Origin of the sequence: Corynebacterium sp. MSK150, from assembly GCF_030229215.1 — a bacterium.
GTDB lineage: Bacteria > Actinomycetota > Actinomycetes > Mycobacteriales > Mycobacteriaceae > Corynebacterium.
The window spans coordinates 1-18,345 of the sequence record NZ_JASPHM010000025.1 but is presented as its reverse complement, the minus strand read 5'-3'; the positions used below and the strand labels follow the sequence as shown (position 1 = coordinate 18,345).

The 18,345-nt window shown below is 59.5% G+C and carries 16 protein-coding genes and 1 tRNA gene; 9 read left to right on the top strand and 8 right to left on the bottom strand.

Going from position 1 to position 18,345, the window contains the following annotated elements; genetic code table 11:
* Positions 1-134: 134 nt before the first annotated feature.
* On the bottom strand, positions 135-1,133 hold the full coding sequence (locus QP941_RS11295; RefSeq protein ID WP_284868986.1) for an alpha/beta fold hydrolase: 999 nt from the start codon (positions 1,131-1,133) through the stop codon (positions 135-137).
* Between the two features lie 27 nt (positions 1,134-1,160).
* Here QP941_RS11295 and QP941_RS11290 point away from each other — a divergent pair, with 27 nt between their 5' ends.
* Together QP941_RS11290 and QP941_RS11285 are read left to right on the top strand one after the other, a co-directional pair.
* The gene (locus tag QP941_RS11290; RefSeq protein WP_225746656.1) at positions 1,161-1,454 is read left to right on the top strand and encodes an acyl carrier protein; all 294 of its coding nucleotides are present in this window, start codon (positions 1,161-1,163) and stop codon (positions 1,452-1,454) included.
* Positions 1,451-2,236 (top strand): HAD-IIA family hydrolase, encoded by a 786-nt coding sequence (locus QP941_RS11285; protein ID WP_284868985.1) that lies wholly within the window; start codon positions 1,451-1,453, stop codon positions 2,234-2,236. Before QP941_RS11290 ends, QP941_RS11285 begins: the two co-directional genes overlap by 4 nt.
* A gap of 79 nt (positions 2,237-2,315) precedes the next feature.
* Here the strand turns inward: QP941_RS11285 and QP941_RS11280 are convergent, their stop codons facing one another.
* Entirely contained in the window at positions 2,316-2,726 is a 411-nt protein-coding gene (locus tag QP941_RS11280; RefSeq protein ID WP_040425190.1) for a hypothetical protein, read from the bottom strand.
* Between the two features lie 475 nt (positions 2,727-3,201).
* Complete coding sequence (locus QP941_RS11275; RefSeq protein ID WP_284868984.1) at positions 3,202-3,996, bottom strand: serine hydrolase domain-containing protein; 795 nt, start codon at positions 3,994-3,996, stop codon at positions 3,202-3,204.
* 402 nt (positions 3,997-4,398) lie between these two features.
* Here QP941_RS11275 and QP941_RS11270 point away from each other — a divergent pair, with 402 nt between their 5' ends.
* The gene (locus QP941_RS11270; protein WP_284868983.1) at positions 4,399-6,069 is read left to right on the top strand and encodes an alkaline phosphatase D family protein; all 1,671 of its coding nucleotides are present in this window, start codon (positions 4,399-4,401) and stop codon (positions 6,067-6,069) included.
* A 147-nt stretch (positions 6,070-6,216) separates the two neighbouring features.
* Here the strand turns inward: QP941_RS11270 and QP941_RS11265 are convergent, their stop codons facing one another.
* The 4 genes from QP941_RS11265 to QP941_RS11250 all read right to left on the bottom strand — a co-directional run bounded on the left by QP941_RS11265 (position 6,217) and on the right by QP941_RS11250 (position 10,358).
* Positions 6,217-7,305 carry an alkene reductase gene (locus QP941_RS11265; RefSeq protein ID WP_284868982.1) on the bottom strand — a complete coding sequence of 363 codons (1,089 nt, stop codon included), beginning with the start codon at positions 7,303-7,305 and terminating at the stop codon, positions 6,217-6,219.
* A gap of 135 nt (positions 7,306-7,440) precedes the next feature.
* Positions 7,441-9,024, bottom strand: coding sequence for a mechanosensitive ion channel family protein (locus QP941_RS11260; protein ID WP_284868981.1), 1,584 nt, complete (start codon positions 9,022-9,024; stop codon positions 7,441-7,443).
* 96 nt (positions 9,025-9,120) lie between these two features.
* Positions 9,121-10,176: a TRIC cation channel family protein gene (locus tag QP941_RS11255; RefSeq protein WP_284868980.1), complete on the bottom strand. Its 1,056-nt coding sequence runs from the start codon at positions 10,174-10,176 to the stop codon at positions 9,121-9,123.
* Between the two features lie 108 nt (positions 10,177-10,284).
* Positions 10,285-10,358, bottom strand: a tRNA-Ile gene (locus tag QP941_RS11250).
* A gap of 133 nt (positions 10,359-10,491) precedes the next feature.
* On the opposite strand from QP941_RS11250, the gene QP941_RS11245 reads away from it, so the two are divergent.
* From QP941_RS11245 to QP941_RS11220, 6 genes are all read left to right on the top strand, one after another.
* Entirely contained in the window at positions 10,492-11,397 is a 906-nt protein-coding gene (locus QP941_RS11245; protein WP_284868979.1) for a DUF5067 domain-containing protein, read from the top strand.
* A gap of 303 nt (positions 11,398-11,700) precedes the next feature.
* On the top strand, positions 11,701-12,516 hold the full coding sequence (locus QP941_RS11240) for a PTS sugar transporter subunit IIAB (protein WP_284868978.1): 816 nt from the start codon (positions 11,701-11,703) through the stop codon (positions 12,514-12,516).
* A gap of 11 nt (positions 12,517-12,527) precedes the next feature.
* On the top strand, positions 12,528-14,108 hold the full coding sequence (gene ulaA, locus QP941_RS11235; RefSeq protein ID WP_284868977.1) for a PTS ascorbate transporter subunit IIC: 1,581 nt from the start codon (positions 12,528-12,530) through the stop codon (positions 14,106-14,108).
* Between the two features lie 38 nt (positions 14,109-14,146).
* Positions 14,147-14,758, top strand: coding sequence for a hypothetical protein (locus tag QP941_RS11230; RefSeq protein WP_284868976.1), 612 nt, complete (start codon positions 14,147-14,149; stop codon positions 14,756-14,758).
* Positions 14,759-14,912: 154 nt separating this feature from the next.
* Positions 14,913-15,332 (top strand): organic hydroperoxide resistance protein, encoded by a 420-nt coding sequence (locus tag QP941_RS11225; protein ID WP_284868975.1) that lies wholly within the window; start codon positions 14,913-14,915, stop codon positions 15,330-15,332.
* Positions 15,333-15,557: 225 nt separating this feature from the next.
* The gene (locus QP941_RS11220) at positions 15,558-16,787 is read left to right on the top strand and encodes a Fic family protein (protein WP_284868974.1); all 1,230 of its coding nucleotides are present in this window, start codon (positions 15,558-15,560) and stop codon (positions 16,785-16,787) included.
* A gap of 464 nt (positions 16,788-17,251) precedes the next feature.
* Here the strand turns inward: QP941_RS11220 and QP941_RS11695 are convergent, their stop codons facing one another.
* Entirely contained in the window at positions 17,252-18,214 is a 963-nt protein-coding gene (locus tag QP941_RS11695; protein ID WP_410493316.1) for a zinc-binding dehydrogenase, read from the bottom strand.
* Positions 18,215-18,345: the final 131 nt, after the last annotated feature.

Sequence of the window (18,345 nt, the reverse complement as noted above, 5' to 3'; positions counted from 1 at the left end):
GATGCAATATCGAAATCAGACCCTTGAAGCCCTAACCGCCTAGAATTAAACCAGTCCAACTTTCGGGGGCCAGTTCATTTACCGCCGCGGCGCCTTTTTGCATACCTCCAGAGTGGCTCTATCGAGCAGCCCGCCTATATCGCGTCGAGGACGCGTCCGAGCGCCGCGGAGATAGCCTCAGGGTCTTCGAGAATCACCATGTGCCCGGAGCCTTCCACCGTCTGCAGGCTCGCGGCGGGCCAATTCCCACAGAGTACTTCGGATTGCGAACGCGGGGTCACGATATCGGCGGTGCCCACCACTACTTCACCGTGGAGCTTCGCCAGCCTTTCGGCGGCGCCGTACTCAGCGTGTTCCAGAAGATCATCGAAGAAGCCAGAGTAGGAGGCCAAGGGGGTATCGAGAAGCATGGCAACATGGAACTGCAGCTTCTCCATCTGGGGAAAGCCGGCTAGGGTCACGGCAAAAAGCGGGGCAATAAAGCGGGCAACTTCGAAGCGGGCACTATCGACGCGCCCGGGCAGGCGCAGGCACAAGCGGTAGAGCGCGTGCAAGGACTTGGACTGCAAGATCTGGGCCACACCCTTGGCCGCAAAGCGACGCATAGAAGTAGAAATCAGCAACGCGCCCTTGATGCGCTCATACACCTCGGCCGGCGCACGGCGGATGAGGTTCAAGGCAACCATGCCGCCCAGGGAATGACCCACGATGACCAAGTTGCCGCGGGGAGCGCGCTCGCGGATGACGGCTAGGACGTCGTCGGCAGCCGCGTCAACGGTGCACTCTCCTGGGGCGACCGTGGAGGACTGCCCATGCCCACGCAGGTCCACCAAGAGTGCACGCGCGTTGCGGTCGCGCAAGTAATTGGCCTGGTCATAATAGGCTTCTGAGGACAGGCAATAGCCGTGAATGAACACCACCGTCACCGGGGCGTCCTGCTGGCCTACTTCGTACCAGGCGATGTCTAGGCCATCGTGGTCCACGGTGCCGGACGCGCTGATGTGGGTAAGCCCCGGCTCGGTAGAGGGATCATGCAATCCGCCATAGAGCTTTTCTAGCTCGGCGCGGTGCGAGGGGCGCAGGCGCTTGAGCCAACTACGCGCCACAACGGAAGAACGTTTTCTCAATGCCATAACGGGATCAATACTAGACTGGTGGGCATGGCAAACGACCTCAGTGCCCAATTGCAGGCAAAGTTCAATGCGAGTGCGCCGGATAAGGAGCCGGAACGAGATACTCTTAGCCAGCTCATCGCACTCATCCACAAGGTCACCGGGACCGAGGAAGACTTGGGCCGCGAGACCCGCCTGAAGGATATCGGCGTGGAGTCGCTCGATCTGGTGGAGCTCACCGTGCGCGCGGAAGAGGCCTTCCAGGTGCGTTTTTCTGAGGAGACGATGCTCAACAGCGAAACCATCGGCGATATCGCCGAGTATGTGGAGGATCACCAATGATTTCTTATCTATCCGATATGGACGGCGTGCTCATCAAAGAAGGTGAGATGATCCCTGGCGCCGATAAATTTATCCAGGCACTTAAAGACAACGACATCGAGTACATGGTGCTGACCAATAACTCCATGTCGACCCCGCGGGACCTATCTGCACGCCTGCGCAATACCGGTCTGGACATTCCCGCTGAGCGCATCTGGACCTCCGCTACCGCTACCGCGAACTTTCTTTCCAGCCAGGTAAGCTCCAGCAAGGCCTACGTAGTGGGCGAATCCGGCCTGACCACCGCCATGCACGAGGCAGGCTGGATCCTCACCAACGATGACCCGGACTTCGTGGTGCTTGGTGAGACCCGCACATACTCCTTTGAGGCGATTACCACCGCCATCAACCTCATCCGCGATGGTGCACGCTTTATTGCCACCAACCCGGATGTCACCGGCCCTGCCCCCACGGGCGTACTTCCGGCTACCGGCGCCGTAGCTGCGCTGATTACCGCCGCCACCAACCGCGAGCCTTATTACGTGGGCAAGCCTAACCCGGTCATGATGCGCTCGGCGCTCAATCATATTGGTGCCCACTCGGAGCACACGGTCATGATTGGTGACCGCATGGATACAGACGTCAAGGCGGGCCTTGAGGCCGGCATGCGCACGGTCCTGGTGCGCTCCGGCATCTCCGATGACCGAGAAATTTCCCGCTACCCGTACCGCCCGTCGGCCGTGCTGAAATCCGTGGCGGAGCTGCCAGAGAAGATCCTGGATCCTTTCGCAGAGGCGGAATAGTTCTTTCGCAATCGCACCATCCGGCGGCAGAAGCAAAGGGGTTGGCCAGCAGCAGCTGGTCCAACCCCTTTCGCGCCTTCTACGGCAGGCGCACGGCAGCAGTAAAGCCGTGGCGCTGCGCGAGGTAGCGCACAACGCAATCAAGCGCGTCCAGCTCCTCGCGGGTGCCGGTAAGCACCTGGTGGCAGCCGATACCGCTGCCAGCGTTGGCGCAGGCGCTCCCGCCCTGGGCAAGCGCCGCTACGGAAAGCCCATCCCGGAACCAACGAGTGCACCACTGAGCGGTCAGTGGGTCATCGCCCGGAATGATAAATTCCGACTCGGTACGGATGCACCGATCCATGGCGTGTTCAATCTCCGAGCGCAGCTTGCGCGGCATCCCGGAAATCTTAAGCACACCGGTGACCACGGTGGCGCCGCCGTTGACGGAGGGCCACGTGGAGGTGGAGGCCGGCTGTTCAACCGGCGCAGGGTTAACGCACGTATTCATAGCCGATTCTCCCTCGACATAGATCACCACCGCACGAGGCCTGCCGGCCCGGCGCGATGCAAGACGAGCTTCGTCTTCCCCAACGAACTGTCTGATGCGTCTGCTCACAATTTTCCTGCGTCACACCCCTCCCTACAACCCTCAACTTTCACTTCAACCCCCATTCGCTAAACCTCAACCCTAGGTACAGACTGGGGTCAAAGTTGCAGGTGAAACCACTGTTACAAATGTGAAATTTGGAGTTTGCTGAGAAAATTCTCACCTTCCTTGACGGCGGGCAACAGAAGCCCTGCTCACGCACGGGAACGCGCTACTAGGCCCGCACGCAACCGCCGCCCGTGCGCTCACGCCGGCTTCCCGCGCAGGATGGCCACATTTCGCACGAAATTCCCCAATTTCTCCCCGCCCCACGGGGGAGCCTTCCACCACTCCACTTTCCCCAGTGGAAGGCGCTCGTTCCACCGAAGCGGGCAGATTACAAAGAGTTCCAGATGGCGGTATTCGTATCGTGCCAGAGCGGCTTGCACCATTCGCCAAAGTCGCGGTTTGTGAGCGCGACCATGGCATAGTCGCCGGCGACCCAAAGGTAGGTGCCGGACATGCCGAAGTGACCGACGGCGTCGGCAGGCAAGGCGCCCATCCAGTGATCCTTATCGCCGCGGATTTCAAAGCCTAGACCCCAGGTGCAGTCTTTGAAGCTGCCGTAACCCGGAACGATGCCGCGCAGGCCGCCGAAGTGCACGCGGCGCATATCGGCCACGGTGGAAGGGTGCAGGAGTTGTGGGTGCTGAACTTCCGCAGCAAAGGCTGCGAGGTCCTCCACTGTGGAAACCAAACCGTGCCCGGCCGAGCCTTCCAGCCGGGTGGACTCCATACCCAGCGGGGCCAAAATGCCTTCGCGCAGGTACTCGGCAAAGTCCATGCCCGTAGCTTCGGCCACGGTATCCGCGGCCCACTCATAACCGGCCGAGGAATAGATGCGGCGCTCGCCCACCGGCTTCTGCGACTCCCGGGAATCAAAGGAAATCCCAGAGGCATGCGCAAGCAGGTGCTCGAGCGTGGAGCCCTCCGGGCCGGCGGGCTGCTCTAGCTCCACGGCTCCTTCTTCCACGGCCAGCATCACGCCGTACGCTGCGACCAGCTTGGTTACCGATGCCACCGGAAACTCACGGGCGGTATCCCCCACCGTTTCTTGCACCTCGCCACGGTGCAGCAAGGCTCCGGCCACCGTATCCGCGGGCCACTGGCTAATTTGGCTAAATTCACTCATACTCTCTAGCCTACTGAGCCACATTCGGAAGGACTGGACCGCTTTGGGCGCGCCTTTTTGAACCGGTCACTCCTTTGGCCTACTGGGCCCGCGTACGATTTGGGTTCACGAATCCCACATACCTTAGGCCTACTGGGTCCCGCACACCTTAGGTCCAAGGTGATCGGGCCGATCTGAGCGAATGGACCCCTCAATTCAACCCTAAAGGCCTCAAATCAGCCCGATCAAACTGGACCTAAGCCACAGAAGCCGGCGAAAGCCCCTCGAAACCGGCCAACCGCCAGACGCGTCAGCCCCACAGGAGGCCGTCCAAGTAAACCACCGGTTAAAACAACAAGAACATTTTATGGAATCGAGCAGGAAACGGTTGCACACCCATTAGACATGAGAAAACTTTCAACCATGTCTAATAATTCTAAGAACACGGGCAGCGCAGTTAACCGCCGCCGATTCCTGCAATCCACCGGTACCGCCGGTGCCGCCATCGCTTTGTCCGGTGCAGCCGCCAACGCCCAAAGCAGCCTCTCGCCGCGCGTGGAGCAGCACATGGTGGAGCCCAAGCTGGGCGAGCGGCCCTTCCTCCACGGTGTGGCCTCGGGTGACCCGATTCCGGATTCGGTCATCTTGTGGACCCGCGTGACCCCGGATGCCGATGCCATGCCGGGATCTGGCCTGGGCGAGGCCACCCGGGTGGAGTGGGAAATTGCCAAGGATGAGGGGTTTGGGGACGTCGTCAAGCGGGGCGAAGTAACCACCGACGCCGGCCAGGACCACACCGTGCACGTGGATCCGCATGGCCTGGAGCCGGAGACCGTGTACTTCTTCCGCTTTAAAGCGCAGGATAAGTACTCGCCCATCGGCCGCACCAAGACCGCCCCGGCGCTGAGCGCCTCCCCGGAAGAGCTCACCTTCGGCGTGGCTAGCTGTGCCAACTGGGAGTCCGGATTCTTCAATGCCTATGGCGATATTGCCCAGCGCGGCCGCGCGGACCAGCTGGATTACATGATCTTCTTGGGCGACTATATCTACGAGTATCCGCAGCGCGAATACGCCGGCTATGGCCCAGTGCGCCTGCACCACCCGGCGCACGAAATTATCTCGTTGGAGGACTACCGCATCCGCTTCGGCCGCTACCGCACCGATGAGAACCTGCAGGCCGCACACGCCGCGCTGCCGTGGGTCGTGGTGTGGGATGACCACGAGGTAGCCAACGATAACTGGCGCGAGGGCGCCGAGAACCACGCCGAAGGCGAGGAAGGAGCCTTCCTGGACCGCCGCAACGCCGCGATGCAGGCCTACTTCGAATGGATGCCGGTGCGTGCGACCAACCCGTCCGAGCAGGGCCACCTCTACCGCAGCCTGACCTTCGGCGATCTGGTGGAGCTGACCATGATGGACCTGCGCACCTACCGCGATGAGCAGGTGCGCTTTGGCCCGCGCAAGATGGCCGCCGAAGGCCGCACGATGCTCGGCTCTGAGCAGTACAACTGGCTGCTCAATAAGATTGAAACCTCTTCTGCCAGGTGGAATATGCTGGGCAATTCCGTCATGTTCTCCCCCATGAACCTGGCTACCCTGCAACAAGATGACAAGACCAAGCCGGTTTCTTCCTCGCTGTCTTCCAATATCACCGGAATTCCGGTCAACGGCGACCAGTGGGATGGCTACTCGGCGGAGCGCCACTTGCTTATCGACGCCCTCTCAGAGCACGACTCCCACACCCTCTTTGTCACCGGCGATATCCACTCCGAGTGGGCGCACAATATCAGCAAGGATGGCCGCATCTTTGGCGCCGAGATGGTCTGCGCCTCCGTGTCTGCGCCCAACGTGAACGAGCAGCTGAAGCTGCCGGAGGGCAATGAGCTTTCCAAGCTGGCCGAGCGCTACTTGATGGGAGCCAACCCGCACACCCGCCACGTGGATCTGGACCACCACGGTTACAGCTATGTCACCGTGCGCCCGGATTCGGCGGAAATGCACTGGTTGCGCGTGGATAACCTGCTCACCGCCAAGTCCCCAGTGCGCGAGGCCGTAACCATGACCTGGCGCCCGGGTGAGGGCTACACCAAGTAGTTGTAAGTTCTGTCACATGACAGGTACTCGGTGTTAACGAACGAGTAGTACACCTTCGATAGGGATAGTGAAAGACCCTCTCTGGGGAATTTCACTACCTATCACTCGCCCGCCTGTCGGGCCCCCTTTGGTGCCGCGGATTCTTCCCTAGTCCGCGGCATACTCATAGTCGATGTAACCGCGCTCGCCGCCCAGGTAGAACGTATCCTGGTCCGGTTCGTTGAGCTCGAGGCCTTCGCGCCAGCGGCGCACCAGGTCCGGGTTGGCAATGAGCTGACGGCCCACCACTGCGGCGTCCACATAATCCAGCTCGATTTCGCGCTGGGCATCCTCCTTGGAGGTAATCGTGGGAAAGCCATCATTCATGAGCACCTTGGTCACGCCGTTTGCGCGTGCCTTCTGCGCCAGCGTGGCGATGAGCTCGCTGTCCGGCTCGCCATGCAGCAGGGATACATAGGCCAGGTTCAGCGGTGCCAGGGCGTCGAGAAGCCCGCCGTAGGTGGCCAGCATGTCTTCCTGATCGTCTTCGATAACACCCTGCACGTTGTGTGCCGGGGAGAAACGCACGCCCACGCGGTCGGCACCGATTTCCTCCACCACGGCGCGGATGACCATCTCTGGCAGGCGCCAGCGATTTTCCGGGCTGCCGCCAAATTCATCCTCGCGCTTATTGGACGAGGCCGCCATAAACTCGTGCAGCAGGTAGCCATTCGCGTTATGGATCTCCACGCCGTCGACACCAGCATCAATAGCCCGGCGCGCGCCCTGGCGAAATTCATCCACGATGCGCGGCAGCTCTTCCTTCTTCAGCTCGCGCGGCACCGGCGCGTCCATCTTGCCGGCGAAGCCACGCACGGTTCCGCCCCAGTCAAAGGCGCTCGGCGCCTCCGGGTTCGCACCGTCAATCAGGTCCGGGTGGCTAGTGCGGCCGCCGTGCATGATCTGCATGAACAGGGTGCCGCCTTCCTCATGCACGCGGTCTGCGACGGCGCGCCAGCCTTCTGCCTGCTCGTCGGTCGCAATGCCTGCCTGACCCGGGAATGCGCGGTTGGTCCACGCCGGGAAGGTTCCCTCCGTAACTACCAGACCGGCCGTTGCACGCTGCGAGTAATACTTCTGGTGCAGCTCGGTAGGTACACCGCTTTCGCCTGCACGCTGGCGGGTCAGCGCCGCCATGGTCACGCGGTTATCTAGCTTGAATCGGCCAAGTTCCAGTGGTTCGAAAAGTGAAGTCATGCCCAGTGCAACACGCAGCCGGTCCGCACTATTTCACCACTGTCAAAAGGATAATGACACCAGCGTGAATACCAGCTTTACCTCGCCCAATAATGAGCGCTGGACGGACCGACTTACTGTAGAAGGCCAGCCGTACTAGCGCGGCTCTGCTGGGATCTCTTGGCCGGTGCTGCCGGCGGTTCCGGACGCTTGGGTGCCATCGCCAGCGTCGCTTCCGGCAGTGGGCGCAGTGCCGGCCCCGTTGCCGGAATCGGTTCCCCCGTTGGCAGCGCTCGGGGCGGGCGAGGCATTGCCCGTGGCGCCCGCTCCCTGACTACCGCCGCCGGCTGGCGAATCGGTAGCGCCAGCGCCATTAGAGCCTTGCGGGTTGGCGGTCTCCGTGGGAGCAGAGCTGTCTTCTGTCGGCTCGGACTGCGTGCCGGTCTCGGTGGTTTCGGGGGTGGGGTTGGTGGAGGGGGCGTCGGAAAGCTGCGAGGAAGAGGCCTCCGCGCCGCTATCGCGCCAGTGCTCGGGCGAAAGCCAGCCGGCGTCGGCATTTTCGGGGTTGCTTGAGGCCAGGGCCAAGGCACCGACGACAAGCAGAGCCAGGATGAGGCCTGTGGTAGAGGCGCGGACCCGGCCGCCAATGGTCGCTATCTTTTGGAACTTGGAATTAGTCTCCAGCGCGCGCCAGATGCCTTGGGTGGGCTCGGGCTCGTGGTCCTCCTCATCCGGCAGCGCGGGCTTTCCGGGGCCATCGCTATCTGGGCCATCCACCTCGGGCGACTGGTGCTCCGGCTGGGAATCGGGGTGCGAGCCCTCCCCTGCCGCGGAGGCATCCTTGACGGACTCTTGTGCCGCAGCATTGTCGCCTGCCGGAAGAAGCGGGCGCTGGATTTCGTCCAAGTCGGCCACGTTGTAGTGATCCCAGAACTCGGAAAGCAGCGCGGAGCGAATGGCGCGCTCCACCGCCCACTGGCGGGCGGGGTTTACGGTAACCAGCACGCGGTAGGTCACGTGCCACGACTGTCCAGCCGCCTGCGGGGCAACCAACTGGGTGGCCGGCAGCACCTCGAGCTCGCCATTGACGTCCACGGCGATGGACGGTTCCTGGATGGCTTGCTCGGAAATCGTGCGCACCCGGCGCGTGATTTCTGGCAGGGTCTCGCCTTCTTGCACCGGCACATCAAAGTTGACCACGGCGCGCGACCACTCCTGGGAGTAGTTAGTGACCGCGCCGGCCGAGCTATTGGGCACGGTGACCAGCTCGCCGGTAGGCGTGCGCACCTTGGTGGTGCGCAGGGTCAGCATCACCACGGTGCCTTCCACGTCGGTCACGCCATCGAAGCTGACGTAGTCGCCCACGCCAAATTGCTTTTCCGAAAGGATGAAGAAGCCGGAGAGAAAGTCCGCAATGATGGACTGGGCGCCAAAGCCCACGGCGGCCGAGACTATCGTCGCCGGCACCGCCGCACCTACCGCTGGCACGCCGAGATTGGTCAGCGCGGCCCAGATGATGAGGAAGTACGCTGCTGCCTGCACGATGTAGACCAGCGCACCGGTCAGCGCCAGGCGCGCCTTGGTGGCTTCTTCCTCTTCATCAAGGCGGTGCTCCATAATGCGGATGGCCAGCCTGCCGATGCGCGGGATCAAAATGCCTATCAGCAATAGCGCGATAAGCGGCAAGCCATGGTCAACAAAGAGGCTCCACAGCTCGTAGAAGTAATACTTCAGATTCATGCCTCTAGATTAGGCCGCGTGCCTGAAAACTGGATGCCAGTTGGCTGCCAGCAACCGAGCAAGCGCCCAATAACCTGAGCGCGTATTGCCCGGCCCCTACTCCCGCGAGTTATAACGCTTCATGAGGCGGTCAATGAGCTCATCGGTAAGCTTGTCATCTTCCAAGATGGTATCGAGCAGACGCTGGGATTCCTCGTGGGAGGCTTGTTCTTCCGCTTCATAGGAGTCGCCGCTAAGGTCCACGCCAATGTCGGTGTTCTCGGTCTCCGCGGTCTGGGCGCTGAGCTGATCGACGTCCGATTCAAACGACTCCATAAACTCGCTGGCCTCCGCGGCGGCCTCTTTGCGACGCTTGCCCGAGCGCACTTCCTTTTCGATGCGGCGCTGCAGTGCGGCCTCCATCTGGCGGTGGCGCCACGAGCGCACGCGGTGCGGCTCCAAGCGGCGGCCCACCGCGCGGCTCTTATTCTCGGCCTTCTTGGCCAGCACCTTCACCTGGGCGGCGGTGTCATTAATCGGCGCCCAATCCTGGTAGGCCGGCACGCGCCAGCCGGCCCAAATACCCAGCAGAGCCAAGAAGATGGAGACCAGCGGTCCGATAATCATGCCCACGGCCATCATGTCATAGTGGTGGCCCACCAAGACGATGATGGCGCAGGCCACGGCCGGGATGACCGTCGGCTGGTTATCGCCAAAGACGCTAGGCTCCCGCCCCATGACGATGTCACGAATCATGGATCCGCCCGTGGCGGTAAACACGCCCATCATGATGCACGGGATAAGCGGCAGCCCATAAGTAATGGCCTTCACGGCGCCGGTAGCGGCCCAGAGGCCGGACACGACGGCGTCGCCATGCGCTTGCAGATAATCCCAGGTCTTGCCCTTGAAGTAGACAAAGCGGGCAATGAGCGCGCCGGCAAAGGCCAGGTAGAGGTACTCCGGCTGGCTCATGGCCGCCACGGTGCCGCGGTTGATGAGCACGTCGCGCACCATGCCGCCGCCCAGGGAAGAAAACATCGCGATGAAGAAAAAGCCGATGATGTCATAGCCGCGCTTGCGCGCCATGGTGCCGCCGATGATTCCCATCAGCAGCACGCCGCTGATATCGGACCAGCGGTAGAGAGATTCAATGAGCGGATCCACTTCAACCATATGGTTATTAGACTTCACCGCCCGCCACCGCGCAATTAGCACACCCATATGCGCAGCCAGGCACGAGAAAAGGCGCCGGCCTTGCTTGCCGACGCCTCCCTCTCACCGTGGGGCCAGCGGGGCTCGAACCCGCGACCAACGGATTATGAGTCCGTAGCTCTAACCGACTGAGCTATAGCCCCACACAGATTGCACCGCCCACTAGGGCGATTCTCTGCCCTCAGAAGATTAGTCAAAGAGCGGCCAAAGACCAATTTGCCCCCTACCCTTTTGAGTATTTGTCCGTTTTCTACCCCCTGAGGGTAGACATTATTTATGCGCAAACTACTCTCTTCTCTCGTTCTCGTCTCTGCAATCACGCTTACTTCCTGCTCAGATAGCGGTAGTGACAGCCCAAAAGCAAGCGACTCCAATAATTCCGCGTCCGGTGCACAGGCCGATGCGAAGTCCGCAATTGGAACGTGGAAGCAAGAGGACAGCGCTTCTGAAGAGGGCTGGATGGAAGCCAGCATCACCGATGACGTCATCACTATCGAATGGGTCATGGACAACGGCGAAAATCGCATGATCTACTGGATTGGCACCTTTGACGCTCAAGCCGCTGCATCCGGTGAGACCGTTAGCTCAAACCGCGATACCGTTGCCACCGCCTCTGAGTGGATGGCCGCTTCTTCCGATAAGAAAGATTTCTCTATCGATGACGACTCCTTAACTTTCAAGGTCGCGATTGAAGATAAGGAATTCACCACGCACATGAAAAAGGTGAAGGATGATCCGACAACCGTTAAAGAGCTAAAGAGCACAGATTTCAGCCAATCCTTCAAAGACGGAGTCCTGGATGTTCCAGCCGCCAAGTTCGAAATTACCGATCACCGTGTTGTTCAACCCGGTGAGCCCGGTAACGAAATAGGTGAAAAGCCACTTCTCGTCTTTAACTATGACGTAACGAACAAAACGGATGAAACCCTAACCACCACTGACTTCGTCGTGTACTTCACCGCCATTCAAGACAATGATCCGAATAAGGTAAACGAGCTCGACCTCGGTTCCTATTTTGATCCTGAAACTTCCGATACTCAGCTTGAACAGATTAAAAAGGGAGGAACTGTCGCCGGAACAATAGCCTACGAGCTCGATGATTTAACCACACCTGTGGACCTTGTCGCGTCTAAGTCCTTCAGCCAAGACGAAATCGGCCGCCAAACTTTCGAGCTCGATTAACTGCCCGTACTCAACGCGAGTAACTCTCCCGTTCTGGCTACTGCAGAAGCCGAAGCCCGCTGAAATACAAGGCCCGAAGTGAGATCGAACCATTTTCGCGCCCCGGCTCTGTCTGGCCGCGCATCGCCGCTCCTTACTCTGCAGCAAACTCAGCAGTTCCCACAGCCCAATGGAGTGCCCTAGGGCTGGTCCAACCCTCCCCTATGCAAACGTTACCCCTGCTTTTACCTCCGGTTTCTCCACAGCATAGAATCATCAGTGACATTCACCCCGATGTCACTATTTCTGTGATGGGAGATACATATGGCGACACTAGATTCCCTTTTGGTGCCCGGCGCGGTGGAGCTGCACGGCGCCGCAGATAACTGGAGGCAGGCCATCCGGCTCGCGGGCTCGCTGCTGGAAGAAGCAGGCACAATCACCGCGGACTACACCGAGGCAATGGTGCAGTCCGTGGAAGAAACGGGCCCCTACATTGTGGTTGCTCCTGGCTTCGCATTCGCGCACGCGCGGCCGTCAGAGGCGGTGAAGGAAACCTCCCTGTCGTGGGTACGGCTGGATAGTCCGGTGGAATTCGGCCATGACTCTAACGATCCCGTCGACCTAGTCGTAGCTTTTGCCGCACGCAATGACTCCGAGCATCTGCAAGCGATGAAGCAGCTAGCAAAGTTGCTTGCTACCAAGCGTGATGAGCTCAATCGCGTGGACTCTGAAGAGGAGCTCCGTGCGGTTCTTACTGCACACACGCAAAACAAAAAGCAGCCGGCGGCAAGGCCGCAGGCAACATCAGAGCCCCAAGAAGCAAAGCACACGGCCACAGATTCTGTCGCGTCCAAGGGAAAGATCCTCACGGTATGCGGCAACGGCCTGGGAACCTCGCTATTCCTTAAGAACACACTCGAGCAGGTCCTTGATGAATGGGGCTGGGGACCGTACCTGAATGTAGAAGCCACGGACACCATCTCTGCCAAGGGTCGTGCGAGCGAGGCGGATTTCCTGCTCACCTCCGGCGAGATTGCGGCAACGCTTGGCGATGTCGGCGTTCCTGTCTACGTCATCCAAGACTTCACCTCTATGTCTGAAATCGATGGGGCTCTGCGCGAGCTCTATGACATCTAAGGAGCATCCTCATGGATTTTCTTCTTGCTATAGCAAATTTCCTTGTTAATGAGATTCTCTCCGTGCCGGCATTCCTCATCGGCATCATCACCGCGGTCGGCTTGGCCGCGATGGGACGCGGCACCGGTAAAACCATTGGCGGCGCCATCAAAGCCACGCTTGGCTTCTTGCTCATTGGTGCCGGCGCCGGACTCGTCACCGATTCGCTGGAGCCGCTCGGCGCCATGATTACGGGCGCTACCGGCGCACAAGGCGTGGTCCCGACCAATGAGGCGATCGTAGGCATTGCCCAAGACCAGTTCGGCAGCCAGGTCGCCTGGATTATGATCCTCGGCTTTGTGGTCTCCCTGCTCCTCGCCCGCTTCACGCCCATGAGCTACGTGTTCCTCACCGGTCACCACGTCCTTTTCATGGCCACACTTCTCACCATGGTGCTCGCCCCTGCCGGGTACTCGTCCTGGGTCGTCATCGCTTTTGGCGCGGCTCTGCTCGGCATCCTTATGGTCTCGCTGCCGGCTATCGCCCACCCATTTACCCGCCGCATTACCGGCGATGACTCCGTTGCCATCGGGCATTTCGGCACTGTGGGGTACTTGGCTGCGGGCGGTGTGGGCAAGCTGGTGGGCGGCAAGGGAAAGAAGATGTCGCCCTCTACTGAAGACCTAAAGCTGCCGGAAGGCCTGCGCTTCCTGCGTGATTCTATGGTGGCAACCGCGCTGTCTATGGCGCTGATGTACGTGGTGCTCGCCGTGCTGTTCATTGCCCGCGCCGGTTCTGAAGAAGCCTTTACCGCCTTCCCTGACGGCGCCACCAATGTGGGCAATTTCTTGATGCAGTCCGTCACCCAAGGCCTCCAGTTCGGCGTGGCCGTGGCCGTTATTCTCTTTGGCGTGCGCACCATTTTGGGCGAGCTTGTTCCCGCGTTCCAGGGCATCGCGGCCAAGGTCGTGCCCGGCGCGATTCCCGCGCTGGATGCGCCCATCGTCTTCCCTTATGCCCAGAATGCAGTCCTCATCGGCTTTATTTCTTCCTTCGTGGGCGGACTGGTGGGCCTTGCCGTGCTGTCCACCTGGCTCAACCCAGCCTTTGGCGTGGCCCTGATTCTGCCGGGCCTCGTGCCGCACTTCTTTACCGGCGGCGCGGCTGGCGTTTACGGCAATGCCACCGGTGGTCGCCGCGGCGCGGCACTCGGCGCCTTTGTCAACGGCCTCATTATTACCTTCCTGCCGGCGTTCCTCCTCAGCGTGCTGGGCTCCTTCGGCTCTGCGAATACCACTTTCGGCGATGCCGACTTTGGCTGGCTCGGCCTGCTGCTGGGCTGGTCTATCCACGCCGATGGCGCTCTGGGCCTATTCTTCATTGCCCTTATCGCGCTGGCCATCTTGGCCTTGGGTTGGGTATGCCAGCGCACGCTTGTCGACGCCCACTGGGACCCCTCCCCGCACCGCCCTTCCCCTACCAGCACTGCCGACACCGCCTCCGCGGGTGCAGCAGCGACCGAGGCTGCTACGTCCAACGGCACCGCCAAGAACTATCCCAAGGTGCTACCGCCCGAGGGCGCCCCGGTTCCACCCGCCCGCATCGAGCAGTAACCCCCGCACCACTCCCCAAAGGGCGCTACAGTATCCCTATGCAGCGCCCTTCCTTATTTCCCGTAGCGTCCATCCTTCTCGCCGCTGGCCTCACCGTGAGCGCCTGCGGCTCCGGCTCCGATTCGAATAACAACTCCGCGCCGGCGAATGAGCCGGCCTTCTCCACCGCACAGGACAATAGCTCCGCCGCGGGCGAAGCCGAAGAAGAATCCGGCTCGGAGAAGGACACGAAACAACCCCGCGCCGAAACGGTCACCAAAGAAGCTGAACCGGAGCAGCCTGCTCCGCCGGCCGGCGGCAACCACAACATCAACGCGGGCCAGATTGGCGGCTACTGCGGCACATCGTCATCGGGCGATTCTATCGATGCCGGCGATCTGACCTCCTGCGAATTCGCCGCCGCGGTCTTCGATGCCGCGATGCAGGCTAGCTACACCATGCGCTCGAAAGATCCCACGGTGACGGCGGTATACCACGCAGATATCACCGCCAGCAGCCCGGTGACCAAGCAGTCCTATGACCTGGATTGCCGCATGGGCAGCGACCAGCGTGTGCTCACCTGCGAAAAGCCCGGCGATAAAACGGTGCAAGCCTCATTTGAAACCGCGGACAGGAGCGTGTGGACTAAGCGCGTGGCCACCACGAACTAACCACTACCCAGCACTTGCCCACGCCACCCACCAAGTCTGCCCCTACTCCAACACAACCCTGGCACTACCGAAGGCCACCCTGAGCGTCGTCGAAGACTAGCGTTCTTGCGTACAATCGGCGGACGTACAAAGACCCAATAGAAAAGGAGTCATCATGGACGCCGTTTACACCACCGAAGCACTCTCCACCGGAGCAGGCCGCGACGGCCGCTCTGTAGTCAAGGATTCCGATCTGAACTTCACCATGACCGCCCCAAAGGAGATGGGCGGCAGCGGTGAGGGCGCTAACCCTGAGCAGCTCTTCGCAGCCGGTTACGCCGCTTGCTACCACTCCGCACTGAAGGCAGTGGCCAAGGACAAGGGCGTAGACGTGGAGAACTCCACCGTCGGTGCCCGCGTTTCCCTGGGCAAGAACGACGAGGGCTTCTACCTCGGCGTGGACCTCGAGGTCACCATCCCAGGCGTTGAGGACGACAAGGCACAAGAGCTTGCCGACGCCGCCCACCAGATGTGCCCTTACTCCAAGGCCACCCGCGGCAACATCGAAGTCAACGTCGGTGTTGCACAGGACTAATTCCTAGTCCGCTCCCCAGCCCACGCCGCGCTACTTTCAGCGCCGCGTGGGTATTTTTATGCCTTACGCGACCTCTCAGATTGGTATTCTGCTCTGGAAGACGGCTCGGCGCCGCGGCCAGTCCAGAACTTTATTGATAAAAACGCGCCGTTTCATCAATAAGCCCGCCGTAGGGTGGAGCTAAATTATAAAAAGGCGCGTTTTTAACAAATAGAAGGAACCTCGATGGCACACTCTTATCACTCTTTAAAGTCTATTTTCCATCAGTCTTCACACGGACAATCCTCCGTCGACGAGGCTCACGCTCTTAGGCTGCAGAGTCCGAGTACAATCCGTTGGGACTATCAGGTGCGCGGAAAAGACCTCTTTGTTGTTGTTACCACTCGGCTCCACTCCTTGTGTGAACAGGTATGGCGCCGAGAAGTTATTATTTCCCGGTTATGGTCCCTGTTACCTAAAGCTGCGACGCGCCACTACATTTTTCAACTCTTGATTGAAGAAATTCAATCTTCGAACGAGATTGAAGGCGTTCATTCCACAAAGAAAGAAATCGCGGAAGCTTTATCCAAGGCGGATTCTACTTCCACCAAGCGCTTCGAGGAAATGTCAACGCTATATTCTTCGCTTACCGGACTCGATGGAAGTGAGGTCAGCTTTCCCACTCAGCTTGAAGATATTCGCGCACTCTACGATTCTCTCCTCAAAGGAGAAATCGATGCTGAGAATGGTATCGATGGTGAGCTGTTTCGAAATGGCGTTGTCCACATCTTTGGTGGCAGCACCCAATTCACGTCCGAAGCTCACAATGAGCAGGATATTCGAACCAGGCTCCAACAGTTCCTGGCGTGTCAAGCGTCTACTTCAAACGGCCTCATTAATGCCCTAGCAGGGCATTTTATGTTCGAGCACACGCATCCATTTTATGATGGCAATGGCCGTCTCGGCCGGTTTCTCATGGGCTTGAAGCTGCGAGAAATACTTTCTGTACCCACCGCGATGTCTCTATCTCGAGAGCTCTCGAAAGACCGGCAAAAATACTACAAGTCCTTCACCGTCACCGAAGAGCCTCTCAATCGTGGCGAGGCAACGTTTTTTGTCATTGCACTCCTAGAGATGTTGAGCTCGGCGCAAGAATCTCTATTAAACTCGCTCGAGCGAAAAAAGTTCGCCCTCGAGAAACTCGAAGGCCGAATTCAAGAACTGCGAAATGGGCCTGGAACTTCCAAAGAGGATCGCCGGCTAAATATCCTCTTCATAATGGGACAAGCCGCGCTTTTTGGCCCTCTCCTAGGACTCGAACTCGACACTCTAGCGACTTACCTGGATAAAAGTAAGCAAACCGTCCGTGCTGATACGAAACGTCTAATTAAGGAAGGGCTCTTGGAAGAGCGGTCTCACAAGCCGCTCTCTTTTGTACTCACGGAGGAAGGCCGTGAGTTTCTAGACATTGAATAGCAACACTCGTAGTTAGAGATACTGCCCTTCTTGTCGAGTTCTCAATGCTGATAATGAGAAAGGGGCCAACCTAGCAGTAGTAGTACATCTAATCCCTAACACCTGGTGCCCAACACGCCGTGCCCCTTCGCGCTGCTGTGCATTCCACTCCTGTAGTCACCACTGCGGGTCCTTATTGATAAAAACGCGGGTTTTTAGCAATAAGATCCCCAGAGTGGATGGCTATTTTATAAAATCGTCGATTTTTAATAAATAGGGTTTCTCTGTCCATATCTTAGCCCCGCTAATTCTTCCTAGTACTCTCCCCAGCGAGAAACGTGGCGATTCAGGTTCAGGTGGCATAGAGGGCGAGTGCCACGCCGCGCTTCGCGGCGGATTCCCCAGCACAGCGGGCGAGATAGGCGAAGCTAGCGTCGCGGAAGAAATACGTTGCCTACAAAGCTAAGGAGCTGCTTTCCTGCGATTTATGACTCGCTGAGGTCAACCACCGTCCGCATCCCCTCCCTTGCCGAACGGTGAAATGCCTCGGGAACTTGGGAGAGAGCGATAGGGCCATCGGTGACAGATTGCCAGTCAATGCGGGAGCCAGCAAGTAAGTCGACGGCTTGCTCAAGGTGATGCGGCTCGTAGTTATGCACGCCGGTAACAGTGCGCCAGCCTCGGACAATCCATTCGGGGTCCAAGTCGATAGCAGGGCTGTCCGCAACGGAACCGGCGAGTACGGCCACGCCACTAATGTCGAGAGACTTCAAACAGGTGATGACACCATGGGGCGAGCCGGAGAATTCCAGCGCGACGTCGAAGTTCTCAACAATATCTAAAGCGGGATCGAAATCACTAAAACCGGAGGTGCAGGCACCCAGCTGAGCAGCGTACCTGCACCGATGAGAGTTGGGATCCGTCGCGGTGACGGCAGCGCCCGCGCGCAAAGCGGCCTCCACCGCAAGGAGACCGAGCATGCCTAAGCCCGCGACTAGGACCCGCTTTTCCTTCAACGAGTCCATGGAGGGACAGGCCGTATCGAGGGCAGCCATAACGGTGGCTCCGGCACAGGAGACGATTGAGGCGGGGACATCGCCAAGCGCGGCCTTCGCCCCTGTTAGGCAACGAACCCGCGGTGCTCCCGCCAAAGCACTCTCCATCGGAGCAGACCGAGGCGAGCGCGTAGTAGTCAAGAATTCCGATCCAGATTTCACCATGACCAACCAAAGGACGTAGGCAACTGCGGCGAGGGCTTCTACCTCTGCGTCGATCTCGAGGTCACCATCCCAAGCATTGGGGACGACAAGGCACAAGAGCTTGCCGACGCCGCCCACCAGATGTGCCCTTACTCCAAGGCCACCCGCGGCAACATCGAAGTCAACGTCGGTGTTGCACAGGACTAGCCCCTCGCTACAGCATTGCTGTGGTGAGGGGTTTCTTTTCACAATTTACTGCCGACCTTGTGAGGTTACCCTCGTTTAGTGGACACCCTATTTGTGCGGATCTTGTGTCCGTAGGAGAGGATGTTCATTGTGAGTCAACAGCGCAAGAAGTACACGCCGGAGTACCGGCGTGA

Bases quoted from the DNA above. Each gene is read 5' to 3' on its own strand.
- QP941_RS11255 (WP_284868980.1), bottom strand. From the start codon at position 10,176: ATGGTTGAAGTGGATCCGCTCATTGAATCTCTCTACCGCTGGTCCGAT.
- QP941_RS11275 (WP_284868984.1), bottom strand. From the start codon at position 3,996: ATGAGTGAATTTAGCCAAATTAGCCAGTGGCCCGCGGATACGGTGGCC.
- QP941_RS11265 (WP_284868982.1), bottom strand. From the start codon at position 7,305: ATGACTTCACTTTTCGAACCACTGGAACTTGGCCGATTCAAGCTAGAT.
- QP941_RS11230 (WP_284868976.1), top strand. From the start codon at position 14,147: ATGCAGCGCCCTTCCTTATTTCCCGTAGCGTCCATCCTTCTCGCCGCT.
- QP941_RS11280 (WP_040425190.1), bottom strand. From the start codon at position 2,726: ATGAATACGTGCGTTAACCCTGCGCCGGTTGAACAGCCGGCCTCCACC.
- QP941_RS11225 (WP_284868975.1), top strand. From the start codon at position 14,913: ATGGACGCCGTTTACACCACCGAAGCACTCTCCACCGGAGCAGGCCGC.
- QP941_RS11295 (WP_284868986.1), bottom strand. From the start codon at position 1,133: ATGGCATTGAGAAAACGTTCTTCCGTTGTGGCGCGTAGTTGGCTCAAG.
- QP941_RS11240 (WP_284868978.1), top strand. From the start codon at position 11,701: ATGGCGACACTAGATTCCCTTTTGGTGCCCGGCGCGGTGGAGCTGCAC.
- ulaA (WP_284868977.1), top strand. From the start codon at position 12,528: ATGGATTTTCTTCTTGCTATAGCAAATTTCCTTGTTAATGAGATTCTC.
- QP941_RS11290 (WP_225746656.1), top strand. From the start codon at position 1,161: ATGGCAAACGACCTCAGTGCCCAATTGCAGGCAAAGTTCAATGCGAGT.
- QP941_RS11270 (WP_284868983.1), top strand. From the start codon at position 4,399: ATGTCTAATAATTCTAAGAACACGGGCAGCGCAGTTAACCGCCGCCGA.
- QP941_RS11260 (WP_284868981.1), bottom strand. From the start codon at position 9,024: ATGAATCTGAAGTATTACTTCTACGAGCTGTGGAGCCTCTTTGTTGAC.
- QP941_RS11220 (WP_284868974.1), top strand. From the start codon at position 15,558: ATGGCACACTCTTATCACTCTTTAAAGTCTATTTTCCATCAGTCTTCA.
- QP941_RS11245 (WP_284868979.1), top strand. From the start codon at position 10,492: ATGCGCAAACTACTCTCTTCTCTCGTTCTCGTCTCTGCAATCACGCTT.
- QP941_RS11285 (WP_284868985.1), top strand. From the start codon at position 1,451: ATGATTTCTTATCTATCCGATATGGACGGCGTGCTCATCAAAGAAGGT.